Raw genomic sequence first — 24,560 nt, forward strand, 5'->3', positions numbered from 1 at the left:
TGAAATCTAAATACGTCCTAGATGCTATAAACATTGTTAAAGCGGTTCAAAAAATAATAGGCAGAAAACAAGAATTAGCCAGCGTATTAAAATGTAGGAATGTCTACCCTGCTTGGCAGTATCAGCGCTCCGAATTTGAGCGGAAAAATCAAAATTAATTATCTATTTATGAAACTCACAGAAACAATGAGGTGGTACGGCCCCGATGATATTGTAACACTATCTTACATTAAACAGGCAGGATGCACAGGTGTAGTAACTGCTTTGCATCATATACCCATTGGAGAAGTCTGGTCTTTGGACGAGGTCCGGAAGAGAAAAGAGGAGATTGAATCTTCTGGTTTGTCTTGGCAAGTGGTGGAGAGTCTACCTGTTCATGAAGATATCAAAAAAGGAAATGGCCAATACCAACATTACATTAAAGCTTATAAAAACAGTTTAGAAAACCTTGCCAGTTGTGGCATTAAGGTAATAACTTATAATTTCATGCCTGTTTTGGACTGGATGAGAACTGATTTAAAATATGCTCTTCCAAGCGGAGCACTTGCCTTGAGGTTTGAAAAAAGGGCTTTCATTGCCTTTGACTTATTCTTGCTCAACCGCAATAATGCATTGTACTCCTACACGAAAGAAGAAATCAGTCAGGCAGAAGAGTATTTCGAGGCCTTGTCGATTGAAGACAAAAAGCAGCTAATGGCGAGTTGTCTTCAAGGGCTTCCGGGTAGCAAAGAACAATTCACTGCCGGGCAGGTTACCGAATTACTGGATGGCTACAAGGGGATTACCAAAGAAGTTTTGAGAGTCAACCTGATCTATTTTTTAAACGAGATTACGCCTGTTGCCGACACGTGCGGTATTCAAATGGCCATTCATCCAGATGACCCGCCCATGTCTATACTAGGCTTGCCACGAATAATGAGCACCGAAGCCGACGCTCAATTCATTTTAGATAAAGTAAGAGCTAAATCGAATGGGTTGTGTTTCTGTAGCGGATCCTATGGTGCTAGAGCAGATAATGACCTTACGGGCATGATCGAGCGGTTAGGTCACCGAATCTACTTCTTTCACCTCCGGAGTGTACAGCGGGATGAAAATGGTAATTTTTATGAGGCCAACCATCTGGAAGGCAGTGCGGGCATGCCGAAGCTGATGAATGCTATTGTTAATTTGATGAAAGTTGAAAATAGACCTATTCCGATGCGGCCAGACCACGGTCATCAGATTTTGGATGATCAATCAAAAGATTTTTACCCAGGCTATTCTGCCATTGGGCGGTTGAAAGGACTTGCAGAACTTCGCGGTTTAGAGGCCGGAATCAATATGATGCTAGAGGATAAAGGCTAACTTTTCAAGGCTATCATGGATTGAAACCTACTTCATTACATTTGAGTAAGAGGGCCACAATATATGCATTTCCAGAATGGTGAACTTTTCATCATCCACCGTCTCCAGTGCATATACCAATTCATTTGACCCCTTTCTGCCAATTCTATTAAAGGCAGATAATCAAAACTTTATAATAAATTTATTTCTGGTCAGACGGGGTCAACGTGCTCTGGTTTATCCAACTTAAATCATTTTTATTGAATATTTACGTGATTTTCTATAGAATTTTATGAGATTGCAAACTATAGTTATTTACTGTTGTTCAATCTAAACGATTTCAATCAATTGTACTCAAGATTCTTATTTTAAATTGGTAAGAATAGGGTTAAAAAACACCCAAGAAAATACAGATCATAACCGAAGCGGTTTAACAAACTGCACTCGTAGGAAAATTTATGAAATCAGCTTTAACTGTCAAAATGTTGGAACTTAAAAAGTAAGGTATGAAACCGGTATCATTCGCTGAATTGGTTTGTAAAGAATACCGTGAACTTTCCAGCTCAGCGTTAAAGTTTACCCGTGACAGCGATGCAGCTAAGGATCTCCTGCAGGAAACCATGCTTCGAGCTTTATCTCATGCTGATAAATACATACATGGAGGGAATTTAAAGGGATGGCTGTATAGCATCATGAAAAATGCTTATATCAATGACTACAAAAAGTCTGAAAAATACGGATAGTTTCTGACTGTCTCGACATAGGTAACCCCCAGCGATGTTGAATTGTGCTACCCGAAATCTATCAGAAAAATGCTTTTTGAATGAAGATATCCAAAAAGCGCTGCAGAGGTTGCCCAATACTTTTTCTCAGCCATTCCTCTCCCATTTTCAGGGATACAAATACGAAGAAATCGCTATATTGCTATCAGTACCTGTTGGAACTGTAAAACGAAGAATCCACTGTGCAAGAAAGTCCTTAAAATCAATGCTTAGTGAACATCGATAGCTCTGAAGACAGCTAATTAGGTTGTTAACGGCTCCAAGTCCTTACAGTTGATGATAATTTTAGCATTTACTTAACTCTAATCTCAAAAGTAAATCTTTAATCTGCCCAGTTTAGTCGCTTATACTGAAAGCGCGAAACAAAAGAATGAACGTTAGTCGATTTGATATCTTAAGGCCTGTACATTGCCAGATATTTTTTCAGCCCTATTCTAGCCTGGTGGATATGTGTCTTAACAGTGCCAACAGGAATATCCAGCTGCACAGCTATCTCTTCATATTTATACCCCTCGAAGTATAACTGAAATGGTATACTGTGCTCTGGCTTTATCGACGCCATTGCTTTTGATATATCTTCCATTGCAAATGTTGTCGTTGAAGTATTAGTTGATGCGCTTTTCGTTAAGTGGGCACTACTGATCTCATCATCCGTTGTGATGAGCTCCTTTTTTCTGGAGTTTTTCCTGAACTCATTTATAAATGTATTTTTCATGATGACATAGAGCCAGCCTTTGAGGTTTGTGCCCTCGTCAAATTTTTCAGCAAACCTCATCCCTTTGATCAAAGTTTCCTGTACCAAGTCTTTCGCATCATCCTCGTCATTGGTGAATTTATAAGCATGAGAGAAGAGGAACTCGGAATGTTTGCTAAGCGTAGAAGTAAATTCAGTCTGGTTCATAGTTGCAGATTAAGTTTAGGTTGAACGATTAACCAACGGAATGGTTTGAGGTAGCTAACAATAAATTCCTGTTTCCACTTTAGCAAAGCAAAGTGTTTGAATTAATTAAATACAGATTCTTTCGTGGAGATTATAAATGCTGGATTAGACGTACCGATGGACGTTCTACTCAATTATAGAACTGGTTTGCACCGCTCCTAGCAACGATTTATATACTTCGCGCAATAATTTATTATTTTTGTATTTCTTCTTCAAGTATTTATAAATGTTCAAATCCTAAAAGTTTTATAAATGAACCTCCAAAAGACATTAATCAAGTTTTACAAAAAATCACTTGCGCTGAATGAACTGCGAGCGACGCTAACCTCTTTAAAGAAAATAAACGCACGGGTTAGCAAAAAAGAAAATTTCTCTTTGGAAGATATTCAAATCGCGATAAATCATCATTCCAAAATCAAAGAAATCACTGGCAAAAAAGACAAATTACCGAGTGAACTTTTGAGAATCCAGAGAAAAATTATCCAAGCACTAAAAGAGGTAGGCGTACCGATAAAAAAACAAATTCAAGTCCATGATGAACAATATGGGGATATGAATTTCTGGTTTGAAGGTAGTCGTGTCTATTTCCAAAAAACGTGATCTATAGCAGTACTTAAATAGCAGCCTACATTGAAACACTTCCGGCTTTTGACACATTCTGCTGTTTATTCTTTTTGGATTGAACCTTGGTTCTTTTTTCTTTTTTTAACTGTTCTTGCTGTGATTTAAGATTATTGGGGTTTCTATCAGTTTCCTCCTTTAGTAACTGAGCGACTTGAACTTTGATGCTATCGTAATTTTCTTTAATCTCATTTTCACTGACTTGTCTGACGACTGGAATCGGGCGATATCCCAGTTCCTCTTTGGCTATAGACTCATGGTTATTTTGAATCGCCGAATGAAACATTTTGAGTTGTATTTTTTCATCAGGATTATCCGCAACCATTCCAACAAATTCCCCGGAGGATAGCGCGGCAATTTTTGAGGCAGGGATTGCGTAATCAAGTTGTGTGCTTTGTGAAATGGAAACGTCACTGCTATTGATGCTTTTGCTCCGCCGGTCCTGCATGATCTTGCCGAAAGTTTCACTCAATGTCTTCGCAGTGTTACCGGTAACCTGTCCCGAAATGATATTGCCCACTATTCCTGTTATCACTTCAGATTGTTCAGCACCATAATCCTTTTTAAGCTGACTAAAATCCTGAACGGCCAGTGCAGTGGCGACCTTGTTGCTTCTGGCGGTTGCAATAAGGCTATCAATATTATTGAAAAAGATAGTCGGGAACTCATCGAAAATAAGCGCGCTTTTAAGTTTCCCCTTTTGATTAACGAGTTTAATCATCCTGGATATATAGAGCGAGAGCACGGCACCATAGACTTGAAGTTTTTGTGGATTGTTTCCAACACATACAATTTTAGGCTCATCCGGATTATTTACGTCAAGTGTAAAATCGTTTCCACTTAAAACATAATATAATTGTGGTGAAGATAATCTTGCCAATCCAATCTTCGCCGAGGCGATCTGTCCTTCCAGTTGTGCCATGGCCTCGTTTTTCCAGGCACTGATGAATGGGTTAATCAATACCTTTATCTCTTCTTCTTGTTGCAAGACAGTAAAAAGCTGATCATAATCTGCCTGCATTAATTCGATTACATGCGGCAGGGTGCAATATTTTCCATTTTTATATTTCTTCAGGTACCAGATAATAGCGGTGAGAAAATTTATAGGACTCTCTACGAAAAAGTCACCTTGTTTTTTAATCCAGTCCCGATTGAGGCCCATCATGATGGTGCGGCTAGCTTCGGTGGCATCTGTTATATCTGACATCGCCGCCGGATCCAGGGGGTTACATCTATGGGTCCTGTTGAGATCATCAAAATTAATAACATAAAATTTGGGTTTGACCTCAAATTGATCAGCATATTTCAAAAGCGAATTATAGGCGATAACAGAAAGATCATCATACTTAAAATCGTATAAAAACATACTGAATCCCTTTCCCATAAGCTGATCGATCAAGTGCCTGATGACGAAATAGGACTTACCGGCGCCAGGAGTACCCGCGACTAGTAATCCCCTGAAGAGATTGATCAGATTAATCCAGCTATTGCGGTTTTTGCCCTTGTAACGGTATACGGCTGGAAGGTTTACAGAGTATTCATTTTGCAATAAACGCTCTTCCTGAGGGAAGGTTTCATTTTCGGTATTGAAGATATCTTTTTCAAGTGCGTCTTTTATGATTCTAGACAACCAAGTACCTGCAGCAATAAACATCAGAAAACCAAGTGTCACCAAAATCATGTAAACTATGCCTAGTATAAAATCATGGAAAGGAAATAGTAAGATCACAATAGAACCGAAGTAGAGTAACAAGCCAATCCCTACGACCATTAAAATGCGGGGGAATTTTATCTGTTCATCCTTCTTACCTTTTACACCCAAAAGCGAAATAGAGATAAAAATCAATGCAGCGACCTTGATCAGTGTCCAGCCCTGAAAAAGTTCAATTCTGGAAAGATGGGTTAAGAATCCATCGGACACGCCAGATCGCCACCCAAGGCCAGCAAATAGTTTGTAAAATTTAAGGTAGAAGTGCATAAATAAAAGAAAAACTGCAATCATTCTACTCAAGTCTAAAATTTTTCTCAGGCCTTGGCCGTCTTCTCCGGTATTCATAGTTTCAGGAATTAAATTGATTGTGAGCGTTGTTGCTTCTTTTTCTTTTTTCTTTTCAGTGATAATGGAAAATCTGCAACAGGATCTTTTTGCAAGAGTGTCTCCAACAGACCATTATTATTATCTTTTCCCATGGCCACCTTGTCCACCCCACTTGGGGCAACAGCGCTTGGAGAATATTTCTGAATTGGCTCATTTACAACGGCTTTAAGGTCAATTTTATTTACTCCTATCTTGTCCAGTATAGATTTTGCGCTATATGCTTTACCCAAATCACTTCCATTAAAGACGGTTTTGGTTTGGTGGTCTACATAGGTAATTCCATAGACCTGCCCTGCGGGACTTCGGCGAAAAATAGTATTGACATCAACTTTCTCCATTGCTGACAGGAACGATTTGGCATCTTTAAGCCTATGGTTCCGAAAAGTTTCATCAATCTTTTCCATCAGCGACAGCCGATGCGCTTGTTTTTTAAATTTATTCGAAGCAAACTTCTTCTCGAGGTAACCAAGAGTCGGCCGACCTGCAAAAAAGCTGGCTTTGATGGGAGCTCCAATCCTTCGACCATCGTCATTCAGAACAGAATAAACCAGGCCCCTTTTTTCAAACATAGCCGTACCCTCCTGACCACGGTCCGCGATCACATTGAACTGAGCAAGTATTGCATTCAGTTCAGCCAGAGAGGTAAAGGTGTAGCTTCTAATTACGGGGGCGATAACGTTATATATGGCTTGCTTGGTCGGTTTTTCACCATATTGAACTGCCTTAATTTTAGCGTGTTTGATCTCTTGTGTTAGACTGGGCTTTTTATGCTCTGCCTTAACCAAATTAAATTCTATCTCGATATTTTTTCTTGCCGTTTCCGAAATCGATCTTCCAATGTTATGAAAATCTATCCTTTTGCCATCGGGCTTAATATTTGTGCTGACGATGTGTATGTGCCTGTTACTAACATCAAAATGCTGATAAACCAGATATGGCTGATCTCCAAATCCTATACTCTCCATATAACTCCTCGCAATTGTTACTAATTTTTCACTATCTAAGCTATCATCCTTGTCAAAGTTTAACATGATGTGCATCGCATTTCTCTTTGCCCTGTCGTTTAAACCAGTAAGCCTTTCAAAGCGTGCCAATTTTTGACGGGTGTTGAGCTTATCAATTTCCACGGCAAAGCGGTTGGCCAGGATTAGTTGCGCAGCGCCGGATTGGACTTTGTTTTCGTTATAGTTTAGAATTCCTCTTATGCTATGACTACTCAAGATTCTTGCAACCATTTTATTGACATCATTCCTACGAGATCGAGCAGGCGTTCCACTTTTTTGTCTACCATCTTGTAAAGCGTGAGCGTTTTAAGGGAATAAAAACTTCGCTGGGAATCATTTTTTGAAGCATTAAAAAACCTGGTCTGTTGGTTAATGTTCACTCCTATTGCCTTAAGTTCACTTCTTATGGCCGCCAACTCTTCCATTGGCGCATTCATGGTAGCATCGATATAAAAACAAGCAATCTTCTCATTCGATAAAATCTTTCGCGCGATCCCGCCCACAGTTGTGCAGTTGCTTTTTTGCATGATCTCGATCAAGCGGTCATAGGCGGTTTTGGTTAGACGCGTCCTGACCATCTGTGTCAACCGCTCCTCTTTGTCCAAATTTTTATTTTTCATTTCGTATTGATTTAATGGCTCATCAGGCTTTACGAGTTTCGAGTAAAAGCCCCGACCACAAGGGCGCAAGAAAAGAATTGTGGACAATTCTACATCTTGCCAAGCACTCGAGTGGTTAAAAATTTGGCTTATTGTTAGACATTTTCGGTTCAGTTATCTCAATGATCCTTCGGAGAATTTTGGGTTTGCTTTCTTTTTAAAGGTATCGGTATCGAGGTGATTATTCTACGAAGGGATAATTGTAAATGCCGATAATAAGTAGCGGAACCTGGCCGGATGAGTTTTGAATTTATATTTTTTCTCATGAAAATTGTTTTGTGCAAAATTCAGTGAATGAATATTGGCTATATCACCATAACCTTAGTTATCCCTAACGTTTTTTTCAATAGGCATAGTGCAAAACGAATATTATAAGTTAGACTAGTGACAATTCTGTTCTCATATTATAGGCATACAAGAAAAGATATTTATTTTTAACAGCAACTTTTTATGCCAGAACAAGGTAGCATCAAGGAATCGAATTACCCATGTGCTGCAGTTTTCGGATGGGAAAACCATAAATGCGAAGGGAGTAGAACCCTTGTCCAGTTTTAGAAATCTTTGGGGATTACCTAAGGAGTACCGTTAAGATTAAATTCATTTAGCTGAATCTTGTGAAAAGACAAAGGATATGGATTATTACAAGCTAAATGAAAAAAGATCAGTTAACCCAGAGAAATTGGTTAAAATCCTCCAAAACCATGGTACAGTAGTTAGTATAGAAAAAGCTAGAAAGGTTTTGGAACTTATCTACAAGTTAAGTAACTTATCTGTGAAAGAGGTACTTAGTCGATTGTCTATTGATAATCCAAAAGCAGGCCTAAGAAAATTTAGACGACATACCAGAAAGAAAATAGGAAATGAAAATAGCTGATTTATATGTAAGAGTTAGTACAGATGAGCAGGCCGAAAAAGGGTACTCATTGAGAAGTCAACAAGATGTACTTGAAAAATATTGTGAACTGAATGGTATTAAGGTGAGAAAGGTAATCGTGGAAGATTATTCTGCAAAGACTTTCAATCGTCCTGAGTGGAAGAAGTTGGTGATCCATTTAAAAAAGCATAAAGGCAAAACAGATCTGCTATTATTTACGAAATGGGACCGGTTTAGTCGCAACACCAGTGATGCTTACCAAACCATTTCAATGCTCAACAAACTGGGAGTCGATCCACAAGCTATAGAGCAGCCTCTAGATCTTAATGTACCAGAAAATAAGATGATGCTGGCGGTTTACCTCACAACTCCAGAAATTGAAAATGACAGAAGAGGCTTAAATACTAAGGCTGGAATCAGGCAGGCGAAAAAAGAAGGTAGATGGACAGGCAAAGCGCCTTTAGGATATGTCAATAAGACTGCTGAGAATGGAAAGAAATATATTGCCTTGAAACAGCCGGAAGCCTCTTTAATGAAATGGGTATTTGAGCAATTGTCCGAGGGCACTTATTCAGGAGAGCAAATACTTCATTCAGCAAGAGAAAAGGGATTAAACTGCAGCAAAAATAATTTTTATACCATTATCCGAAATCCAATTTATTGCGGAAAAGTTATTGTGCCTAAATATAAAAACGAGGATGCATTTCTCGCCCAAGGCCTCCACGAAGCTTTGATTAGCGAAACGATGTTTTTCAATATACAAGACATTTTGAATGGAAGGAAGAAAGAGTTTGGACAGCCTATCGCTACACCAGAATCACTTGTGCTTCGTGGCTTTCTGAAATGCCCTAAGTGTCACCGATCTTTAAGTGGAAGTTCATCAAAAGGAAAAAACAAACACTTCACTTACTACCATTGCACATCTGCTTGTGGAATCAGGTACAGATCCGAAAAAGTCAATGAGGACTTTACAATTGAGCTGCTAGCCTACCTCCCCAGAAATGGTTATGAAGAGGTTTTTATCGAAACTATATCTGATGCATATCATAATCAGGTTGGTTCCATTTTGGATGAACGAAAAGTATATTCAGCACAGATCAGAGAATGCAACAAGAAAATTGAGAGAGCGAGGGATTTATTATTGGATAATGCGCTAGATGCCGTGGACTTTAGATCAATAAAAGTAGAAGGTAATGAAAAAATCGCCATACTCGAATCGAAGCTGGCAGAGCTAAATACTAAAAATAAAGCTGTTTTGAATATTAAACCGATAGCTGAGCGAGCCATCAACAATTTAACCAACCTGGATTTATTTTATGAGAATTCAAGTGTTGAGGGTAAAAGATATCTGATAAGTTGTCTTTTTCCGGAAAAAATGGAATACAATGGCGACCGATATCGAACACCTAAGGTTAATGAAATCGCCCAACATATTTACCTGAAAAACAAAGAGTTAGAAGCAAAAAAAATGGGACGAAAATCTTCTGAAAAGACCTCGTCCCACTGGGGGTGGCTGATGGGGCTCGAACCCACGACCCTCGGCACCACAAACCAATACTCTAACCAACTGAGCTACAGCCACCGTGTTTTTTAGTGTCACAAAAGTACGACTTTTAATATTCCTTGCAAATATTTTTTTCAAAGATTTAACAACAAATTTTTAATTAGTTATTATTCAATTATTTGAAACAAAATATTTTTTTCAATCTTGAACTAAACAGCACTTTTCAAAACCAAAAACATAACTTTACAGTCTTTATGATCGAAATTTATACAGACGGAGCAGCAAGTGGAAACCCAGGACCTGGGGGTTATGGTACCATATTACGGGCAGGCAAACATTATAAGGAGTTAAGTGGTGGTTACCGCATGACTACAAATAACCGCATGGAATTACTGGCCGTTATTAAGGGCTTAGAAGCGTTAAAGAGCCTAAACCAGGAAGTGACCGTTTACTCCGATTCAAAATATGTAGTGGATGCAGTGGAAAAGAAATGGGTTTTTGGCTGGGTAACTAAAAACTTCAAAGACAAAAAAAACAAAGACCTCTGGATCCGATTTCTCGAATTATACAAACTTCATAAAGTAAAATTCATTTGGATAAAAGGCCACAACGATCACCCGGAAAATGAACGTTGTGACAGATTAGCAGTTTTTGCTTCGCAAGACAAACAAAACTTAGCTATTGATACTTTTTTCGAAGCAGAACGAAAGAAAGCAACGCTTCTCTAAACAGCACACGGAAAAATTAATCTATTCCACCTACAACACCCATATCCTCCAATTTGGCTTCTACCTGTGTATGAGGAGTTATAGATTTATCGGCATAAATTAACATCATTTCCTCAGCTTTCTCTACCATTTTTACCGATCCGATAAATACCGGCACACGCTGGTGAACTTCTGTAGGCTGTATCTCCAGTATTCGCTCAAAACCGGTACTCGCCTTTCCCCCAGCCTGCTCAATAATAAAAGCCATCGGGTTACATTCATAAAGTAAACGCAACTTCCCTTCCGGTGAACGAGCGGTAGTTGGATAAATGTAAATCCCTCCGTTTATTAAACTTCTGTGGATGTCTCCAACCATTGAACCAATATATCTTGAGGTATATGGACGATCAGAAGCGTCATCCTCTACCTGACAATATTTAATGTATTTTTTCACCCCTTCAGGAAAGTGAACATAATTTCCTTCATTGATGGAATAAGTTATGCCCGTTTCAGGTATTTTCATTTCCGGATGAGACAAACAAAACTCTCCGATTGATGGATCTAATGTAAAACCATTAACCCCCTTACCAGTGGTGTAAACCAACATAGTAGATGATCCATAAATAATATATCCGGCTGCTACTTGCTCAGTACCCTTTTGTAAAACATCATCAATACCAGCTCTTCCTTCTAAAGATTTCCTGCGATAAATAGAAAAAACGGTTCCTACTGCAACATTAACATCCGTATTTGAAGAACCGTCCATTGGATCGATACAGACAATATACTTTGCATTTTGCGAAACAGGAGATTCGATATGGATGATTTCCTCTTCTTCTTCACTAGCGATAATACAACATTCACCACCACTGGTTAGTGCAGCAATAAACTGTTGATCAGCATAAACATCAAGCTTTTTTTGCTTTTCGCCCTGGATGTTTGTTGTACCTACGTGACCGATCATATCGACCAGACCCGCTTTGTTAATCTCCCGATTTACAATTTTTGCAGCAATCGCAATATCCCTTAATAACCTCGAAAGTTCACCTTTGGCATAAGGGAAATCTGCTTGTTTTTCTATAATAAATTGTCCTAATGTTTTCACGCCGCAAACCATACTTAGTGTAAATTTTACATTATCTACCTGATAATTCTATAACCTCTAAGGTATGAATATTTTCGTCAGTTATGCAAAAACGAACCAATGTTCTCACTTTATGCCAACCGTGTTTTCCTGCTGCACCGGGGTTAATATGCAAACATTTTATCTTTTCATCGAACATTACCTTTAAAATATGGGAATGGCCGGTAATAAATAATTTCGGTGGGTTAGTGTATATTTCTGGCTTAACGAAGGGAGAGTAACGCCCCGGATAACCGCCGATATGTGTCATCCACACCTCTACCTCTTCGCACTGAAACCTATTATGTTCCGGAAATTCATTCCGGATTACAGCATCATCTATATTCCCAAATACACCCCGAAGCGGTTTAAACGTAGACAGTTCTGTTGCGACATGAGGACCAAAATCGCCAGCATGCCATATTTCATCTACCTGATCAAAGTGCTTAAATACAGCCTCATCTAAAAATCCATGTGTATCAGAAATTAAACCGATCTTTTTCATTATGTAAAGTGAATTGTAAAGTAATGTGTAAACTTTTACGTATATCTATTGAAGATTTTTTAAAAGTGAGCCTAAATTTTATTTGCGCAATCTATTTAACAACAAATCTGAACTTTATTTTTTGAAACAGATATTTCTCGTCTTCGACTGAATTTCTTTTGTACGATATTATCATTAAGTGGCATCAAAATGCAAGGAAAAAATCTTTAAGCAATTTCTGATATTCAAGGGTATGTTTTCCACGCGATTCGTAAATGTAAAAATCGCTCTCATGAAGCAAATCGCCTTCCCTGCTTAAACATATGATTTGCCTAAATGGTAATTTGTCTTTATCAGAGCAAATATTGATGCGGGCTTTGAGTTTCACCTGATATTTCATGGCCTCAAAGATCACCTCTTCTGCCTGTTTCAAAGGAAGAATTAACCACAAAGAGCCCCTGGCATCTAAAAGCTGATTTGATTTTTCGACCAACAAACTAAAAAAATTATCGCTTGCGTGTCTTGCCATTCCTTTCCTTAGCTCCTCATTTTTCAAATCATTAACAAAAAAGGGTGGATTAGAAACGATCAGATCGAATTTTTCGCTACTTTGATAATCTTCAATGGCTACATGATCAAGATGCAATCGACTGCTAAAGACGGAGTTTTTAAAATTTTTTTCAGCGGTTTCAGCAGCTTGCAAATCTATTTCTACAGCATAAACATCAGCTTCTGTGAAACGCTGAGCAAGCATCATCGCGATCACTCCTGTGCCTGCTCCGATATCCAATATTTTTCCTGGCCTGTTATGATTAGCCATCGCAGCAACCAGAACCCCATCGGTATTGATTCGCATAGCACAGCCCGTTTGATCTACTTCGAATTGCTTAAATTTAAAAATACTCATTTATTATGCTTAAAACCTGGCGCCTAATCTAATCGGCAAAAACATAGATTGATGCACCAATCTAAATCCTGCCTTGGCTTATATTTCGATTTTCTTAGAGATGCGATACGCTACTCCTGCACCAAAATCCACAAATGAATCTGTAGAACCTTTATCGTATTGATTTTTGATATGGCTTTGACCAACTTTCAGGTTAAATAACGGTGAAACCCTATCTTTCGATGTTGCGTATTCCAAATCGCCAAAAAATGAATAGCCATTTATCCCTTCATAATTTAAATAACCTAAGCCAAGCCCCAAGCGAAGATTTTCTTTAAAACTTATTCCATTGATAACGCTTACATCCAAGCCACCTTGATTATTATTAAGCTGATATCCTCTCCATCCCGGGCCAGGATCTACCCGTACCGGCCTCGACAAAAATATTTGATAGCCAGTTTCTACTTTTGCAGTATATCTTATTTGAGAAAAGCAGCTGACCAACGTCAAGCTAAAAGCAAAGGAAAGTAAAAGTTTTTTCATGAAGCCTAGTTATAGTTCATATAATTCCAAAGGCAAGCCATCTGGATCTGAAAAAAAGGTAAATCTTTTCCCCGTAAATTCATCAATTCGTATAGGTTCGCTAACAATGCCTTGATCACTCAGTCTTCCAATTTCCAGTTCAATATCATCTACTTCAAAAGCCAGGTGCCGTAAACCTTGAGCTTCTGGCCTCGAGGGACGAACCGGGGGATTTTCAAAAGAAAAAAGTTCGATTTGATAAACGCCGTTTACCGCTAGATCTAATTTGTAAGATTTTCGTTCCGCTCGATAAACCTCAGCTAGAATGGTAAAACCCAGTTTGTTTACATAAAAGTCTTTTGATTTTTCGTAATCAGAACAAATAATAGCAATGTGATGAATTCGGTTGAACATTTGACGTGGTGTAGAATGAGTGAATTTTGAATGACAGAATGTAGCAAAGTTGCAGAAAATGATTGAAATTTAAATAACAGAAGTATAAAGTAGCTCTAAATGAATCGCAATTTTAGTACCTACAATTATTTTACATTTAACCGTCCAAAATTCTCTCATTCAATCCTTCATTCCTTCACTCATTAAATTTAAAAAAGCTATTTTTGCACTTTCAAAAAAAAAGCATGATTCATTTCTTCCTTAGTCAATCGCAAGCGATTTTTGTACTTCAAACAGACAAAGCGCTTTCCCCAGATGATATTACTAAACTTGAATGGTTATTTGGCGGCGCCAAAATTTCGCAAGATGCAGCTTTAAGCGGCTTTTTCGTTGGACCAAGAGCTGCAATGATAACGCCGTGGAGTACCAATGCCGTTGAGATTACTCAAAATATGGACATTCAGGGCATCATCCGGATAGAAGAATTTAAAGCCGTTGCTGAAGATTTTTCTGACTACGACCCGATGCTTTCTCAAAAATACGACAAGCTTGATCAAAACATTTATACCATCAACATCAAGCCTGAACCTATTTTAGAAATTACTGATATTGCTGCTTACAACAAACAAGAAGGTTTATCATTAAGTGATGAAGAAGTTGAATACCTAAATAATCTGGCTAAAAACCTGGAACGACCACTTACTGATTCAGAGGTTTTTGGTTTCTCGCAGGTAAATTCGGAACATTGCCGCCACAAAATTTTCAACGGTAAATTTGTAATTGATGGAGTAGAACAACCAACTTCACTTTTTAAGTTGATTCGCAAAACTTCGGAAGAAAATCCCAACGATATTGTTTCTGCATATAAAGATAACGTGGCTTTCATTAAAGGGCCGAGAGTGCAACAATTTGCACCTAAACGTGCTGATGTTCCTGAATATTACGCTACAAGTGATTTTGATTCGGTAATATCGCTAAAGGCCGAAACACACAACTTCCCAACTACCGTAGAGCCTTTTAATGGTGCTGCAACAGGTTCTGGTGGCGAAATCAGAGATCGTTTAGCAGGTGGACAAGGTTCCTTACCTCTAGCCGGAACGGCAGTTTACATGACAGCGCTTTCACGTTTGGAAGAAAATCGTCCTTGGGAAAATGGTGTTGAAGAAAGACAATGGCTTTATCAAACGCCGATGAACATTCTGATCAAAGCATCAAATGGTGCTACAGATTTTGGAAACAAATTCGGTCAGCCGCTTATTACTGGCTCGGTTTTAACTTTTGAGCATGAGCACTTCGACAGGATCAGTATGACATCTCGTAAGTTAGGTTTCGATAAGGTAATCATGCTTGCGGGCGGTATTGGTTATGGCAAGGCTAGTCAGGCACAAAAACAAAAACCACAGGAAGGAGACAACATTGTTGTTCTCGGTGGTGAAAATTATAGAATTGGAATGGGTGGCGCAGCCGTATCATCAGCTGATACCGGCCAGCATGGATCAGGCATCGAATTAAATGCCATTCAACGTTCCAACCCGGAAATGCAGAAACGTGCTGCAAACGCTGTACGTGGCATGGTAGAAAGCGAAGAGAACTTCATTGTTTCTATTCACGATCACGGTGCAGGCGGACACTTAAACTGTTTATCAGAACTGGTAGAAGAAACTGGTGGTTTGATCAATCTGGATAAATTGCCAGTTGGCGATCCTACCCTATCTGCTAAAGAAATTATCGGCAACGAATCTCAGGAAAGGATGGGATTGGTAATCGGCAACGAACATATTGAAACTTTACAAAAAATTGCCGATCGCGAACGCTCTCCAATGTATACCGTTGGAAAAGTAACTGGCGATCATCGTTTTACTTTCAAATCAGAAACCACAGGCGCTAAACCAATGGATTTTGAGCTGAAGGATATGTTTGGCAGCTCCCCAAAAATTGTAATGGAAGATCAAACGATCGACCGCAAATATGAAGAGGTAAGTTACCAAAAAACTGAACTGAATACTTATTTAGAGCAAGTTTTACAACTGGAGGCTGTGGCATCGAAAGATTGGTTAACCAACAAAGTTGACCGTTGTGTGGGTGGCCGCGTAGCAAAACAACAAACTGCCGGGCCATTACAATTACCTTTAAACAACTGTGGTGTAATGGCATTGGATTTCCAAGGTAAGGAAGGAATCGCAACTTCAGTAGGTCATGCACCACTTTCGGCTTTGATTGATCCAGCTGCTGGTAGTCGCAATGCGATTGCAGAATCTCTATCAAACATCGTTTGGGCTCCATTAAAAGATGGTTTAAAAAGCGTTTCGCTTTCTGCCAACTGGATGTGGGCCTGTAAAAATGAAGGTGAAGATGCCCGTTTATATGCTGCTGTTAAAGCGTGTTCGGAATTTGCCATCGATTTAGGAATCAACATCCCGACTGGAAAAGATTCACTTTCGATGAAACAGAAATACAAAGATGGTGATGTAATTGCACCAGGAACGGTAATTATTTCTGCAGGTGCAAACTGCGATGATATTACTAAAGTGGTGGAGCCAGTACTTCAAAAAGATGGCGGTTCTATTTATTATATCAACCTTTCTAATGATACTTATAAACTTGGTGGTTCATCTTTCGCACAGATATTAAACAAAATCGGTACCGAAACACCAGATATCAAAGATGCCGGTCAATTCTCGAAAGCCTTTAACGCTATTCAACAGCTAATTAAAGAAGGTAAGATACAAGCAGGGCATGATATTGGCAGCGGTGGTTTAATTACTACCTTACTGGAAATGTGTTTTGCAGATCGCAATTTAGGCGCATCAATTGATTTAACTGACTTAAACGAGCAAGATATTATCAAATTATTATTTGCGGAAAATATCGCGATTGTTTTTCAAGCGGATTCATCAGTAGAAAGCAGTTTAACTAGCGCTGGTGTAACTTTCCATAAAATCGGGGAAGTGAATTCATCAGCTACGCTGGAAGTTACAAATGCAGCAGATAGCTTCAGTTTTGATATTGACCATTTACGTGATGTTTGGTTTAAGACATCTTATTTATTAGATAGCAAACAAACAGGTAACGGTTTAGCAAAAGAACGTTACGATAATTATAAAAACCACGTTTTAAAATACAGTTTTCCATTACAGTTTGATGGAAAGAAACCGGTAATTGATTCCTCTAAACCTCGTCCCAAGGCGGCGATTATCCGCGAAAAAGGAAGTAACTCTGAACGCGAATTGGCTAATGCAATGTATTTAGCCGGTTTTGATGTGAAAGATGTACACATGACGGATTTAATTACCGGCAGGGAAACATTAGAAGATATTCAGTTTATTGGTGCCGTTGGTGGTTTCTCTAACTCTGATGTTTTAGGATCGGCAAAGGGTTGGGCTGGCGCATTTTTATACAATGAAAAAGCGAGAGTAGCACTAGAGAAATTTTTCGCCCGTCCTGATACTTTATCTGTTGGTATTTGCAATGGTTGCCAATTATTTGTAGAGCTTGGTTTGATTAACAAAGATCATGAAGACAAGCCAAAAATGTTGCACAACAAAAGCGGTAAACACGAAAGTATTTTCACTTCATTAACGTTACAAGAAAACAATTCGGTGATGTTATCAACTTTAGCTGGCAGCACCTTAGGCGTTTGGGTATCGCATGGCGAAGGAAGATTCTCTTTACCATATGCAGAAGGAAAGTATAAAATTGTAGCTAAATATGCTTACGAAACGTATCCGGCAAGCCCGAACGGCTCTGATTATAACACTGCGATGATGTGTGATGAAACAGGCCGCCATTTGGTGATGATGCCACATATTGAACGTTCTTTATTCCAATGGCATTGGGCAAACTATCCGGCTGGCAGAAAAGACGAGGTTTCGCCATGGATGGAAGCTTTCGTAAATGCCAGAAAATGGATTGAAGAAAAGGCATAGGTTAACCATATTTATTTATATAAAAGGCTTGAGTTTACTCAAGCTTTTTTTGTTTCGGCTATTTTAATATTCAATTTTGTTCGTCACTCCCGCGAAGGCGGGAATAGTAAAGCGTTAGAAAAGAAAGCGTATTAAGATCCCTAGACAAGCTGAGGATGACGACCGTTCATGGTTGGCGTTCAAATTCAACAGCCAATAATTGCTATCGTTAATCCTCTGCACTTCTCGTCATTCCCGCGAAGGCGGGAATCGTAAAGCGTGAGAAAGAAAGAGTAGTAGGATCCCCAGTCAAGCTGAGGATGACGACCGTTCCTAGTTATCCTAATGGCTGGTGTCCTCACCAAACATAATGATGTAATTAAGAGCAGATTCCTATATTAAGATCCCCAGACAAGCTGAGAGTTAATTTTATTTCATAAAAACCAATATTAATCACGTTAACAACGGTCGTCCTTGCGAGGTACGAAGCAATCTCATCTGATAAAATAATACCACAAATGAGATTGCTTCTCCCGATAAAGAATCGGGATCGCAAAGACGGAAACTTAAAAAAGTCAATAATAGGATGACGACCGTTCATGGTTGGTGTTCAAATTCGACAGCCACTAATTGCTATCGTTAATCCTCTGCACTTCCCGTCATTCCCGCGAAGGCGGGAATCGTAAAGCGACAATAAGATCTTTAAACGCAGTATTTATATAAAAAAAAGGCCTGAATTTCCATCCAGGCCTTCAACCAATCATCCATCACATCTTCCCTATTTTGAGCGTTAAATATTTAACTGATCCCACTGCCTTACATTAAATTGAAATTAATCGGCATATTATACCTCACCCTAACTGGAATGCCTTTATTTTTTCCGGGTTTCCACAAGGGTGATTTCTTGATTACTTTCATGGCTTCTTCATCGCAGCCGAAACCAATGCCTTTAAGTACTTTTACATCAGTTATGGAGCCATCCTTTTCTACCACGAAACTTAAAAACACCTTACCTTGAATACCATCCTCCTGCGCTTGTGATGGGTAGCGTAGATTACGTTCCATGTATTTGGTAAAAGCTTTCATACCGCCCGCAAACTCTGGATATTCATCTACCCCACCTCCTGTATAAATCTCTTTATCCTCTCCAGTTCCAGTAACCTCTTTTTCTAATCCGCTGCCACTACCATTTAAAGAAGGAGTTACCAAGGTTAAATTAGGTTTGATTTCGCCATCCTGGGTTATATTGCTCACTACAGCATTTTGAATCTCTTTGATAGTTGGTGGATCTTTAATTTCAGTTTTATCAACCACCACAATGTTCGAAGTCATCTTAACTGTTTTTACTTTCACTGGCTCTGATTTCGCCGGCTCCACTTTTTTTTCTGGCTCTGGCTTCTTCATTTCATGGATCACATCGCTCAAATCAATAACTTTCGGAGGAGCAACTACTTCAACCGCTGTTGGAAAGATTTTGCTATACACTAAAGGTGCAAATGCAAGCAATAAAAAGAGACTTACGGATACCAATAGTGCCCGGGTCATAATTTTTGATGATTTAGACCTTAACTCATAAGCACCATAAGTTTTGTTTCGGTTTGCGAATACAAGATCGAGCCACTCGGTTTTGTACACATTGATTGAGGAGTTGAACATAGCTATTGATTTTTATAGCATGATGTAGCAAATTTCACAATTCCATAAACAAACTGAAAATTCCATTTTCTTTACGAATAATGAAAAATTCCATTTGAAAAACATTTTTTTATTTCATTTTCAATAAAATTGCGCTAAAACTTACGATTGTTTTATAAAAAACAATAAAATATACTATTTTTGACAAAAAACATAACAAATTAATGAAAAGCTTAAGAACCATCGCATTAAAAGAGGCTCAAAACAGAATTTCGCCAGAAGTAAAATCACCATCTGCAAAAATTTCTGATTTTTTTGGCGCTAATGTATTTGATAAGAAAAAAATGAGAGATTTCTTATCTAAGGACGTGTATGAAAAATTAATCTCATCTATTAATCAAGGTGAATTAATTAATTCTGACGATGCTAACCAGATTGCAACTGCAATGAAAGCATGGGCTATGGCTGCTGGAGCAACACATTACACACACTGGTTCCAACCATTAACAGGTACAACTGCTGAAAAACACGATTCATTTTTTGAGCCTAGTGGCGAAGGTGCTATAGAAAAATTTGCTGGTAGCGCTTTGGTTCAACAAGAACCGGATGCATCAAGTTTCCCTAACGGCGGTATCCGTAATACTTTCGAAGCTCGTGGTTACACTGCCTGGGATCCATCATCTCCAGCCTTCATTATGGAAAGCAAAGCAGGTAAAACCCTTTGTATTCCTACCGTTTTCGTATCCTACACTGGTGAGGCTTTAGATTATAAAGCTCCATTATTAAAAGCATTAGCTGCACTTGATAAAGCTGCTGTTGATGTTTGCCAGTATTTTGATAAAAGCATTACTAAAGTAAATGCTTCTTTAGGTATTGAACAAGAATATTTCTTGGTTGATGAATCATTGTTTAATGCCCGTCCTGATTTATTGTTAACTGGTCGTGCTTTATTCGGACACATGTCTGCTAAAGGCCAACAGTTGGAAGATCATTATTTCGGATCAATTCCTGAGCGTGTTTTCACCTACATGGTCGATTTCGAAAATGAAGCCCTAAAATTAGGTATTCCTTTAAAAACCCGTCACAATGAGGTTGCACCTTCTCAATTCGAATGTGCTCCAATTTATGAAGAAATAAACCTGGCCATCGATCACAATCAATTATTAATGGATTTGATGGAAAAAGTTGCTCGTCGTCACCATTTCCGTGTTTTATTACACGAAAAACCATACGCTGGCATCAACGGTTCAGGTAAACACAACAACTGGTCGTTAATTACTGATACTGGTAAAAACTTATTGGCTCCGGGCAAAACGCCTAAAAACAACTTAATGTTTTTAACTTTCTTCGTAAATACGATTAAAGCAGTGAGCGAACATGCAGATTTATTACGTGCGAGTATTGCTTCGGTAAGTAACGATCACCGTTTAGGTGCTAACGAAGCGCCGCCAGCAATTATCTCCATCTTTTTAGGTTCTCAATTAAACGATGTTTTAGATGAAATTGAGCACTCACGTATCAGCAAAAAAATCAAAGAAGATAACGCACTTTGGTTAGGCATCCCTAAAATTCCACAAATTTTGTTGGATAATACCGACCGTAACCGTACTTCACCATTTGCATTTACAGGTAATAAATTTGAGTTAAGAGCGGTTGGATCTTCAGCTAACTCTTCGGCTCCAATGACGATCTTAAACGCAATTATGGCTGAGCAATTGGTTAAATTCAAAGCTGAAGTTGATAAATTGATCAAAAAAGGTGATAAAAAAGACATCGCTTTATTAACGGTAATCAAAAAATACATCAAAGAATCTAAATCGATTCGTTTTGAAGGTAACGGATACAGCCAGGAGTGGGAAGATGAAGCTGCAACACGTGGTTTATCAAACATCAAAACTACACCGAAAGCTTTAGATGCTTATTTAACTGAGAAATCTGCAAGTTTATTTGAAAGTACAGGAATTTATAGCAAACGTGAAATCCATGCCCGTCATGAAATCATGTTAGAGAATTTCTACAAAAAATTACAAATTGAAGCTCGTGTAATGGGCGAAGTGGCCAATACTGCCATCATTCCTGCTGCTATCGCTTACCAAAATTCTTTAATCGAGAATGTAAAAGGGTTAAAAGAACTTGGCGTAGAAAGTAAATCTTCTCTTGATATCGTTAAAAAACTTTCTGAGCATTTAGATATCGTTAAAACCAATATCGATGCGATGTTAGAAGAACGTAAAGTAACCAACAAAATCGAAGACACTCGTGAGAAAGCAATTGCTTACGATGAGAAAGTTAAATCTTACTTCGATACTATCCGTTACCATGCTGATAAATTAGAGCAAATTGTTGACGATAGCGTTTGGCCTTTACCAAAATTCAGAGAATTGTTATTCATGAAATAGATTTTAAGCCGTAAGGTTTAAGGTATAGGGCGTAAGGTGTAAACTTTACGCCCTTTTTTTGATCATGATTTTTTGGATTTAAGGATTTTAAGATCGTTTTCTTTAACATTGGCGTTTTGTTTAGCCCCCACGTCTTGCTGAACTTGATTCAGCATCTTTCATGTTTTATGCCCAACGCTTGTTCGTGCTATCAAGTTCCTGAAACAAGTTCAGGACGACGACCGTTCATAGTGAGTTAAATCTAAACGAAGAAAATCATTATTTTAAACGCTAAAAACTTCTGACTCCCGACTTCTGACTCCCGACTTTTTCCCTTATCTTTGCGCCAACATGAGTGATAACAGGTACAATCAACGTGGCGTTTCTGCCTCAAAAGAAGATGTGCATAATGCCATCAAAAATATCGACAAAGGAATTTTCCCAAAAGCATTCTGCAAAATCATTCCCGACATTTTAAGTGGCGATGAAGATTTTTGTAATATCATGCATGCCGATGGTGCCGGAACAAAATCATCTTTGGCTTATGTTTATTGGAAAGAAACAGGAGATATCTCTATCTGGAAAGGTATTGCCCAAGATGCAATCATCATGAATATTGATGATTTGATTTGCGTGGGCGCCACTGATCAGATCCTCTTATCATCTACCATCGGACGAAATAAAAATTTAATACCTGGAGAAGTAATTGCTGCTGTAATTAACGGTACAGAAGAAATTCTGGCTGATTTAAGGGAACAAGGAATTTCTATTTATTCTACCGGTGGCGAAACTGCCGATGTTGGCGATTTAGTAAGAACCATTATTGTAGATTCTACGGTAACCTGCCGCATGAAACGTGAAGATGTAATCAGTAACGATAACATTAAACCAGGTGATGTAATAGTAGCTTTAGCCTCTTACGGACAAGCAACCTATGAAACAGAATACAATGGAGGAATGGGTTCTAACGGATTAACCTCTGCTCGTCACGATGTTTTTGAAAAATCTGTTGCCAATAAATATCCTGAAAGTTTCGATCCTGCTGTACCTTTTGATTTGGTTTTTTCAGGTCAAAAGCAGCTAACTGATGAGATTGAAATTGAAGGTTTCGGTAAAACTACTGTTGGTAAGCTCGTTTTATCTCCAACACGTACTTACGCACCTGTGATTAAAAAAATATTAGCACAATATCGTAAACAAATTAATGGAATTGTTCATTGCAGTGGTGGCGCTCAAACAAAAGTGCTCCATTTTATCAACGATGATATCCATGTGATTAAGGACAATTTATTTCCTGTTCCACCCCTATTTAAGCTAATCCAAGAACAATCTGGTACAGATTGGAAAGAGATGTATAAAGTTTTTAATATGGGTCATCGCATGGAATTATATGTTCCACAAGAAATTGCAAAAGATATTATAGAGATTTCTAAAAGCTTTAACATTGATGCGCAAATTATTGGTCACGTTGAAAAAGGAAGCCAAAAACAGGTGACCATCGAAAGTGAAAGAGGAACTTTTATCTATAATTAAGAAATAGCTAAGCATGGCGCTTGAAAAACCAAGCGCCATTTTTGATTTCTTTAGAATTGTAATTTTACATCCATTGATAAATTATAATTCTTATCAAGATTTAAATTGAACTTACCATTAAACTTCCAATTCAAATCCAGCCTCGAATTTTGCATCGTAAACTTTAAAACAAATCAACCATTCATCTTTAACAAGTTGAGGAATAAAATCACGGAAAATCTTTTCAAATGAATGAAATTCGATATTGGGTTTGGCTACAATAAGATACATAGATTCTGATTGAACAATAACTTCCTCTACCCACATTGGCCAACGATCTTTTATCAGTTTGGGTAATTTTAGAAACTGTTGTCCTTTTAAAAATTTGCCGATTGATTGTACAAATTGTTCATCAAGTTTTTGGTCGCTCAGGTTTCGCCAATCTCCGTTAATCAATTCTATCTGACCCAATATTTCATCATCATTTAAAATTAAAAATGATTGCTGGTTTTCTTCTTGTAGCAAGAGATAGGCACAGAAACCTAAACTTTCAGTTGGGTCTTCGTGAATATAATGAAGCTTGATCATAATGAAGGATTAATAATTTTTCTAAAGGTGAGGTTGATTCTGGGTTTCATATATCGTTTAGATTTCGCAATCCGATGATCCCACTTTTGCTGTAAATCACCTTTCATCAAAAGCAATGAGCCATGTTCTAATTTAATAGAATATTTTTCTGAGTGGTTTGCTTTTAGGCGAATATCAAAAGACCTAACCTGTCCAAAAGACAAAGATGCAATCACAGGATGCGAGCCCATTACGGTTTCATTATCGCTGTGCCAGGTTACAGAATCCTGCCCATCTCTATAATAATTAAGCAATACCGAATTAAAGGTGATGCCGGCAGTAGGTTCTACCATAGCTTTTAACTGCAATAGTTCATCAGTCCAACACAATGGAATCGATTTACCTAAGGCTGCATAATCCAACTGTTCTGCATCACCATACCAGGCAGATAACCTGGGAGTAGTAATTTCTTTATCATAATAGCGCACTACTTTTTGTACCCATGGCGTATTCTCTATTAAATGAATCAAAAGTGAATCGCTTTCCCTTTTTCCAATAAAGTTATTTTTATAGGTTAAAATATCCGATGGCAAGCCAATGGATTGTCCTGCTTCAGCAAAAAAACTTAACTGTTCCATAACGT

General features: G+C 38.3%; 20 protein-coding genes, 1 tRNA gene and 1 pseudogene. 9 read left to right on the forward strand and 13 right to left on the reverse strand.

Annotated features, from left to right (window positions below; genetic code table 11):
• The first annotated feature begins 168 nt into the window (after positions 1–168).
• The 3 genes from uxuA to ACZZZK_RS04700 all read left to right on the forward strand — a co-directional run bounded on the left by uxuA (position 169) and on the right by ACZZZK_RS04700 (position 2,331).
• Positions 169–1,344 (forward strand): mannonate dehydratase, encoded by a 1,176-nt coding sequence (gene uxuA, locus ACZZZK_RS04690; protein WP_463483124.1) that lies wholly within the window; start codon positions 169–171, stop codon positions 1,342–1,344.
• 485 nt (positions 1,345–1,829) lie between these two features.
• Positions 1,830–2,066 (forward strand): RNA polymerase sigma factor, encoded by a 237-nt coding sequence (locus tag ACZZZK_RS04695; RefSeq protein WP_463483125.1) that lies wholly within the window; start codon positions 1,830–1,832, stop codon positions 2,064–2,066.
• Between the two features lie 34 nt (positions 2,067–2,100).
• Positions 2,101–2,331: an RNA polymerase sigma factor gene (locus tag ACZZZK_RS04700; protein WP_463483126.1), complete on the forward strand. Its 231-nt coding sequence runs from the start codon at positions 2,101–2,103 to the stop codon at positions 2,329–2,331.
• A 168-nt stretch (positions 2,332–2,499) separates the two neighbouring features.
• Here ACZZZK_RS04700 and ACZZZK_RS04705 read toward each other — a convergent pair whose 3' ends face one another.
• Positions 2,500–3,006, reverse strand: coding sequence for an RNA polymerase sigma factor (locus ACZZZK_RS04705; protein ID WP_463483127.1), 507 nt, complete (start codon positions 3,004–3,006; stop codon positions 2,500–2,502).
• A gap of 291 nt (positions 3,007–3,297) precedes the next feature.
• On the opposite strand from ACZZZK_RS04705, the gene ACZZZK_RS04710 reads away from it, so the two are divergent.
• Complete coding sequence (locus ACZZZK_RS04710) at positions 3,298–3,645, forward strand: hypothetical protein (RefSeq protein ID WP_463483128.1); 348 nt, start codon at positions 3,298–3,300, stop codon at positions 3,643–3,645.
• A 25-nt stretch (positions 3,646–3,670) separates the two neighbouring features.
• Here the strand turns inward: ACZZZK_RS04710 and mobC are convergent, their stop codons facing one another.
• From mobC to ACZZZK_RS04725, 3 genes are read right to left on the reverse strand one after another with little or no spacing between them, the layout of a single operon-like run.
• Positions 3,671–5,722: a conjugal transfer protein MobC gene (gene mobC, locus ACZZZK_RS04715; protein ID WP_463483129.1), complete on the reverse strand. Its 2,052-nt coding sequence runs from the start codon at positions 5,720–5,722 to the stop codon at positions 3,671–3,673.
• 11 nt (positions 5,723–5,733) lie between these two features.
• On the reverse strand, positions 5,734–6,999 hold the full coding sequence (locus ACZZZK_RS04720; RefSeq protein ID WP_463483130.1) for a relaxase/mobilization nuclease domain-containing protein: 1,266 nt from the start codon (positions 6,997–6,999) through the stop codon (positions 5,734–5,736).
• The gene (locus ACZZZK_RS04725; RefSeq protein ID WP_463483131.1) at positions 6,981–7,388 is read right to left on the reverse strand and encodes a mobilization protein; all 408 of its coding nucleotides are present in this window, start codon (positions 7,386–7,388) and stop codon (positions 6,981–6,983) included. Before ACZZZK_RS04725 ends, ACZZZK_RS04720 begins: the two co-directional genes overlap by 19 nt.
• Before the next feature lie 899 nt (positions 7,389–8,287).
• On the opposite strand from ACZZZK_RS04725, the pseudogene ACZZZK_RS04730 reads away from it, so the two are divergent.
• Positions 8,288–9,070 (forward strand): annotated as a pseudogene (locus ACZZZK_RS04730) (recombinase family protein); the annotation flags it as partial.
• Positions 9,071–9,809: 739 nt separating this feature from the next.
• Here the strand turns inward: ACZZZK_RS04730 and ACZZZK_RS04735 are convergent.
• Positions 9,810–9,883, reverse strand: a tRNA-His gene (locus ACZZZK_RS04735).
• A gap of 176 nt (positions 9,884–10,059) precedes the next feature.
• On the opposite strand from ACZZZK_RS04735, the gene rnhA reads away from it, so the two are divergent.
• A complete protein-coding gene (gene rnhA, locus ACZZZK_RS04740; RefSeq protein WP_265799135.1) occupies positions 10,060–10,533 on the forward strand; it encodes a ribonuclease HI in 474 nt (157 codons plus the stop codon).
• Between the two features lie 16 nt (positions 10,534–10,549).
• Here rnhA and fbp read toward each other — a convergent pair whose 3' ends face one another.
• From fbp to gloA2, 5 genes are all read right to left on the reverse strand, one after another.
• Entirely contained in the window at positions 10,550–11,629 is a 1,080-nt protein-coding gene (fbp, locus tag ACZZZK_RS04745) for a class 1 fructose-bisphosphatase (RefSeq protein WP_463483132.1), read from the reverse strand.
• Positions 11,630–11,648: 19 nt separating this feature from the next.
• Positions 11,649–12,140, reverse strand: coding sequence for a metallophosphoesterase family protein (locus ACZZZK_RS04750; protein ID WP_463483133.1), 492 nt, complete (start codon positions 12,138–12,140; stop codon positions 11,649–11,651).
• A gap of 184 nt (positions 12,141–12,324) precedes the next feature.
• Positions 12,325–13,026, reverse strand: coding sequence for a tRNA1(Val) (adenine(37)-N6)-methyltransferase (locus ACZZZK_RS04755; RefSeq protein WP_463483134.1), 702 nt, complete (start codon positions 13,024–13,026; stop codon positions 12,325–12,327).
• Between the two features lie 78 nt (positions 13,027–13,104).
• Entirely contained in the window at positions 13,105–13,548 is a 444-nt protein-coding gene (locus ACZZZK_RS04760) for a hypothetical protein (protein ID WP_463483135.1), read from the reverse strand.
• A 9-nt stretch (positions 13,549–13,557) separates the two neighbouring features.
• On the reverse strand, positions 13,558–13,941 hold the full coding sequence (gene gloA2 / locus ACZZZK_RS04765) for an SMU1112c/YaeR family gloxylase I-like metalloprotein (protein ID WP_463483136.1): 384 nt from the start codon (positions 13,939–13,941) through the stop codon (positions 13,558–13,560).
• Between the two features lie 149 nt (positions 13,942–14,090).
• Here gloA2 and purL point away from each other — a divergent pair, with 149 nt between their 5' ends.
• Complete coding sequence (purL, locus tag ACZZZK_RS04770) at positions 14,091–17,846, forward strand: phosphoribosylformylglycinamidine synthase (RefSeq protein WP_463486278.1); 3,756 nt, start codon at positions 14,091–14,093, stop codon at positions 17,844–17,846.
• Positions 17,847–18,641: 795 nt separating this feature from the next.
• Here the strand turns inward: purL and ACZZZK_RS04775 are convergent.
• A complete protein-coding gene (locus tag ACZZZK_RS04775; protein WP_463483137.1) occupies positions 18,642–19,481 on the reverse strand; it encodes an energy transducer TonB in 840 nt (279 codons plus the stop codon).
• A 203-nt stretch (positions 19,482–19,684) separates the two neighbouring features.
• Between ACZZZK_RS04775 and ACZZZK_RS04780 the strand changes: the two genes are divergently transcribed.
• On the forward strand, positions 19,685–21,859 hold the full coding sequence (locus ACZZZK_RS04780; protein ID WP_056849881.1) for a glutamine synthetase III family protein: 2,175 nt from the start codon (positions 19,685–19,687) through the stop codon (positions 21,857–21,859).
• A gap of 330 nt (positions 21,860–22,189) precedes the next feature.
• Positions 22,190–23,371, forward strand: a complete 1,182-nt coding sequence (locus tag ACZZZK_RS04785; RefSeq protein WP_463483138.1) for an AIR synthase related protein — start codon at positions 22,190–22,192, stop codon at positions 23,369–23,371.
• A gap of 117 nt (positions 23,372–23,488) precedes the next feature.
• Here the strand turns inward: ACZZZK_RS04785 and ACZZZK_RS04790 are convergent, their stop codons facing one another.
• Complete coding sequence (locus ACZZZK_RS04790) at positions 23,489–23,938, reverse strand: hypothetical protein (protein ID WP_463483139.1); 450 nt, start codon at positions 23,936–23,938, stop codon at positions 23,489–23,491.
• Positions 23,935–24,555, reverse strand: coding sequence for an alpha-ketoglutarate-dependent dioxygenase AlkB family protein (locus ACZZZK_RS04795; RefSeq protein WP_463483140.1), 621 nt, complete (start codon positions 24,553–24,555; stop codon positions 23,935–23,937). The genes ACZZZK_RS04790 and ACZZZK_RS04795 overlap by 4 nt, the downstream gene beginning before the upstream one ends.
• Positions 24,556–24,560: the final 5 nt, after the last annotated feature.

The organism is Pedobacter sp. AC163 (assembly GCF_979258665.1).

What these genes read in the sequence shown, in the direction of transcription:
- ACZZZK_RS04775 (WP_463483137.1), bottom strand. Translation starts at nt 19,481, where the DNA reads ATGTTCAACTCCTCAATCAATGTGTACAAAACCGAGTGGCTCGATCTT.
- ACZZZK_RS04725 (WP_463483131.1), bottom strand. Translation starts at nt 7,388, where the DNA reads ATGAAAAATAAAAATTTGGACAAAGAGGAGCGGTTGACACAGATGGTC.
- mobC (WP_463483129.1), bottom strand. Translation starts at nt 5,722, where the DNA reads ATGAATACCGGAGAAGACGGCCAAGGCCTGAGAAAAATTTTAGACTTG.
- gloA2 (WP_463483136.1), bottom strand. Translation starts at nt 13,941, where the DNA reads ATGTTCAACCGAATTCATCACATTGCTATTATTTGTTCTGATTACGAA.
- rnhA (WP_265799135.1), top strand. Translation starts at nt 10,060, where the DNA reads ATGATCGAAATTTATACAGACGGAGCAGCAAGTGGAAACCCAGGACCT.
- ACZZZK_RS04700 (WP_463483126.1), top strand. Translation starts at nt 2,101, where the DNA reads ATGTTGAATTGTGCTACCCGAAATCTATCAGAAAAATGCTTTTTGAAT.
- ACZZZK_RS04795 (WP_463483140.1), bottom strand. Translation starts at nt 24,555, where the DNA reads ATGGAACAGTTAAGTTTTTTTGCTGAAGCAGGACAATCCATTGGCTTG.
- ACZZZK_RS04780 (WP_056849881.1), top strand. Translation starts at nt 19,685, where the DNA reads ATGAAAAGCTTAAGAACCATCGCATTAAAAGAGGCTCAAAACAGAATT.
- ACZZZK_RS04710 (WP_463483128.1), top strand. Translation starts at nt 3,298, where the DNA reads ATGAACCTCCAAAAGACATTAATCAAGTTTTACAAAAAATCACTTGCG.
- ACZZZK_RS04750 (WP_463483133.1), bottom strand. Translation starts at nt 12,140, where the DNA reads ATGAAAAAGATCGGTTTAATTTCTGATACACATGGATTTTTAGATGAG.
- ACZZZK_RS04720 (WP_463483130.1), bottom strand. Translation starts at nt 6,999, where the DNA reads ATGGTTGCAAGAATCTTGAGTAGTCATAGCATAAGAGGAATTCTAAAC.
- ACZZZK_RS04705 (WP_463483127.1), bottom strand. Translation starts at nt 3,006, where the DNA reads ATGAACCAGACTGAATTTACTTCTACGCTTAGCAAACATTCCGAGTTC.
- ACZZZK_RS04695 (WP_463483125.1), top strand. Translation starts at nt 1,830, where the DNA reads ATGAAACCGGTATCATTCGCTGAATTGGTTTGTAAAGAATACCGTGAA.
- ACZZZK_RS04755 (WP_463483134.1), bottom strand. Translation starts at nt 13,026, where the DNA reads ATGAGTATTTTTAAATTTAAGCAATTCGAAGTAGATCAAACGGGCTGT.
- ACZZZK_RS04790 (WP_463483139.1), bottom strand. Translation starts at nt 23,938, where the DNA reads ATGATCAAGCTTCATTATATTCACGAAGACCCAACTGAAAGTTTAGGT.
- uxuA (WP_463483124.1), top strand. Translation starts at nt 169, where the DNA reads ATGAAACTCACAGAAACAATGAGGTGGTACGGCCCCGATGATATTGTA.
- fbp (WP_463483132.1), bottom strand. Translation starts at nt 11,629, where the DNA reads ATGGTTTGCGGCGTGAAAACATTAGGACAATTTATTATAGAAAAACAA.
- ACZZZK_RS04785 (WP_463483138.1), top strand. Translation starts at nt 22,190, where the DNA reads ATGAGTGATAACAGGTACAATCAACGTGGCGTTTCTGCCTCAAAAGAA.
- ACZZZK_RS04760 (WP_463483135.1), bottom strand. Translation starts at nt 13,548, where the DNA reads ATGAAAAAACTTTTACTTTCCTTTGCTTTTAGCTTGACGTTGGTCAGC.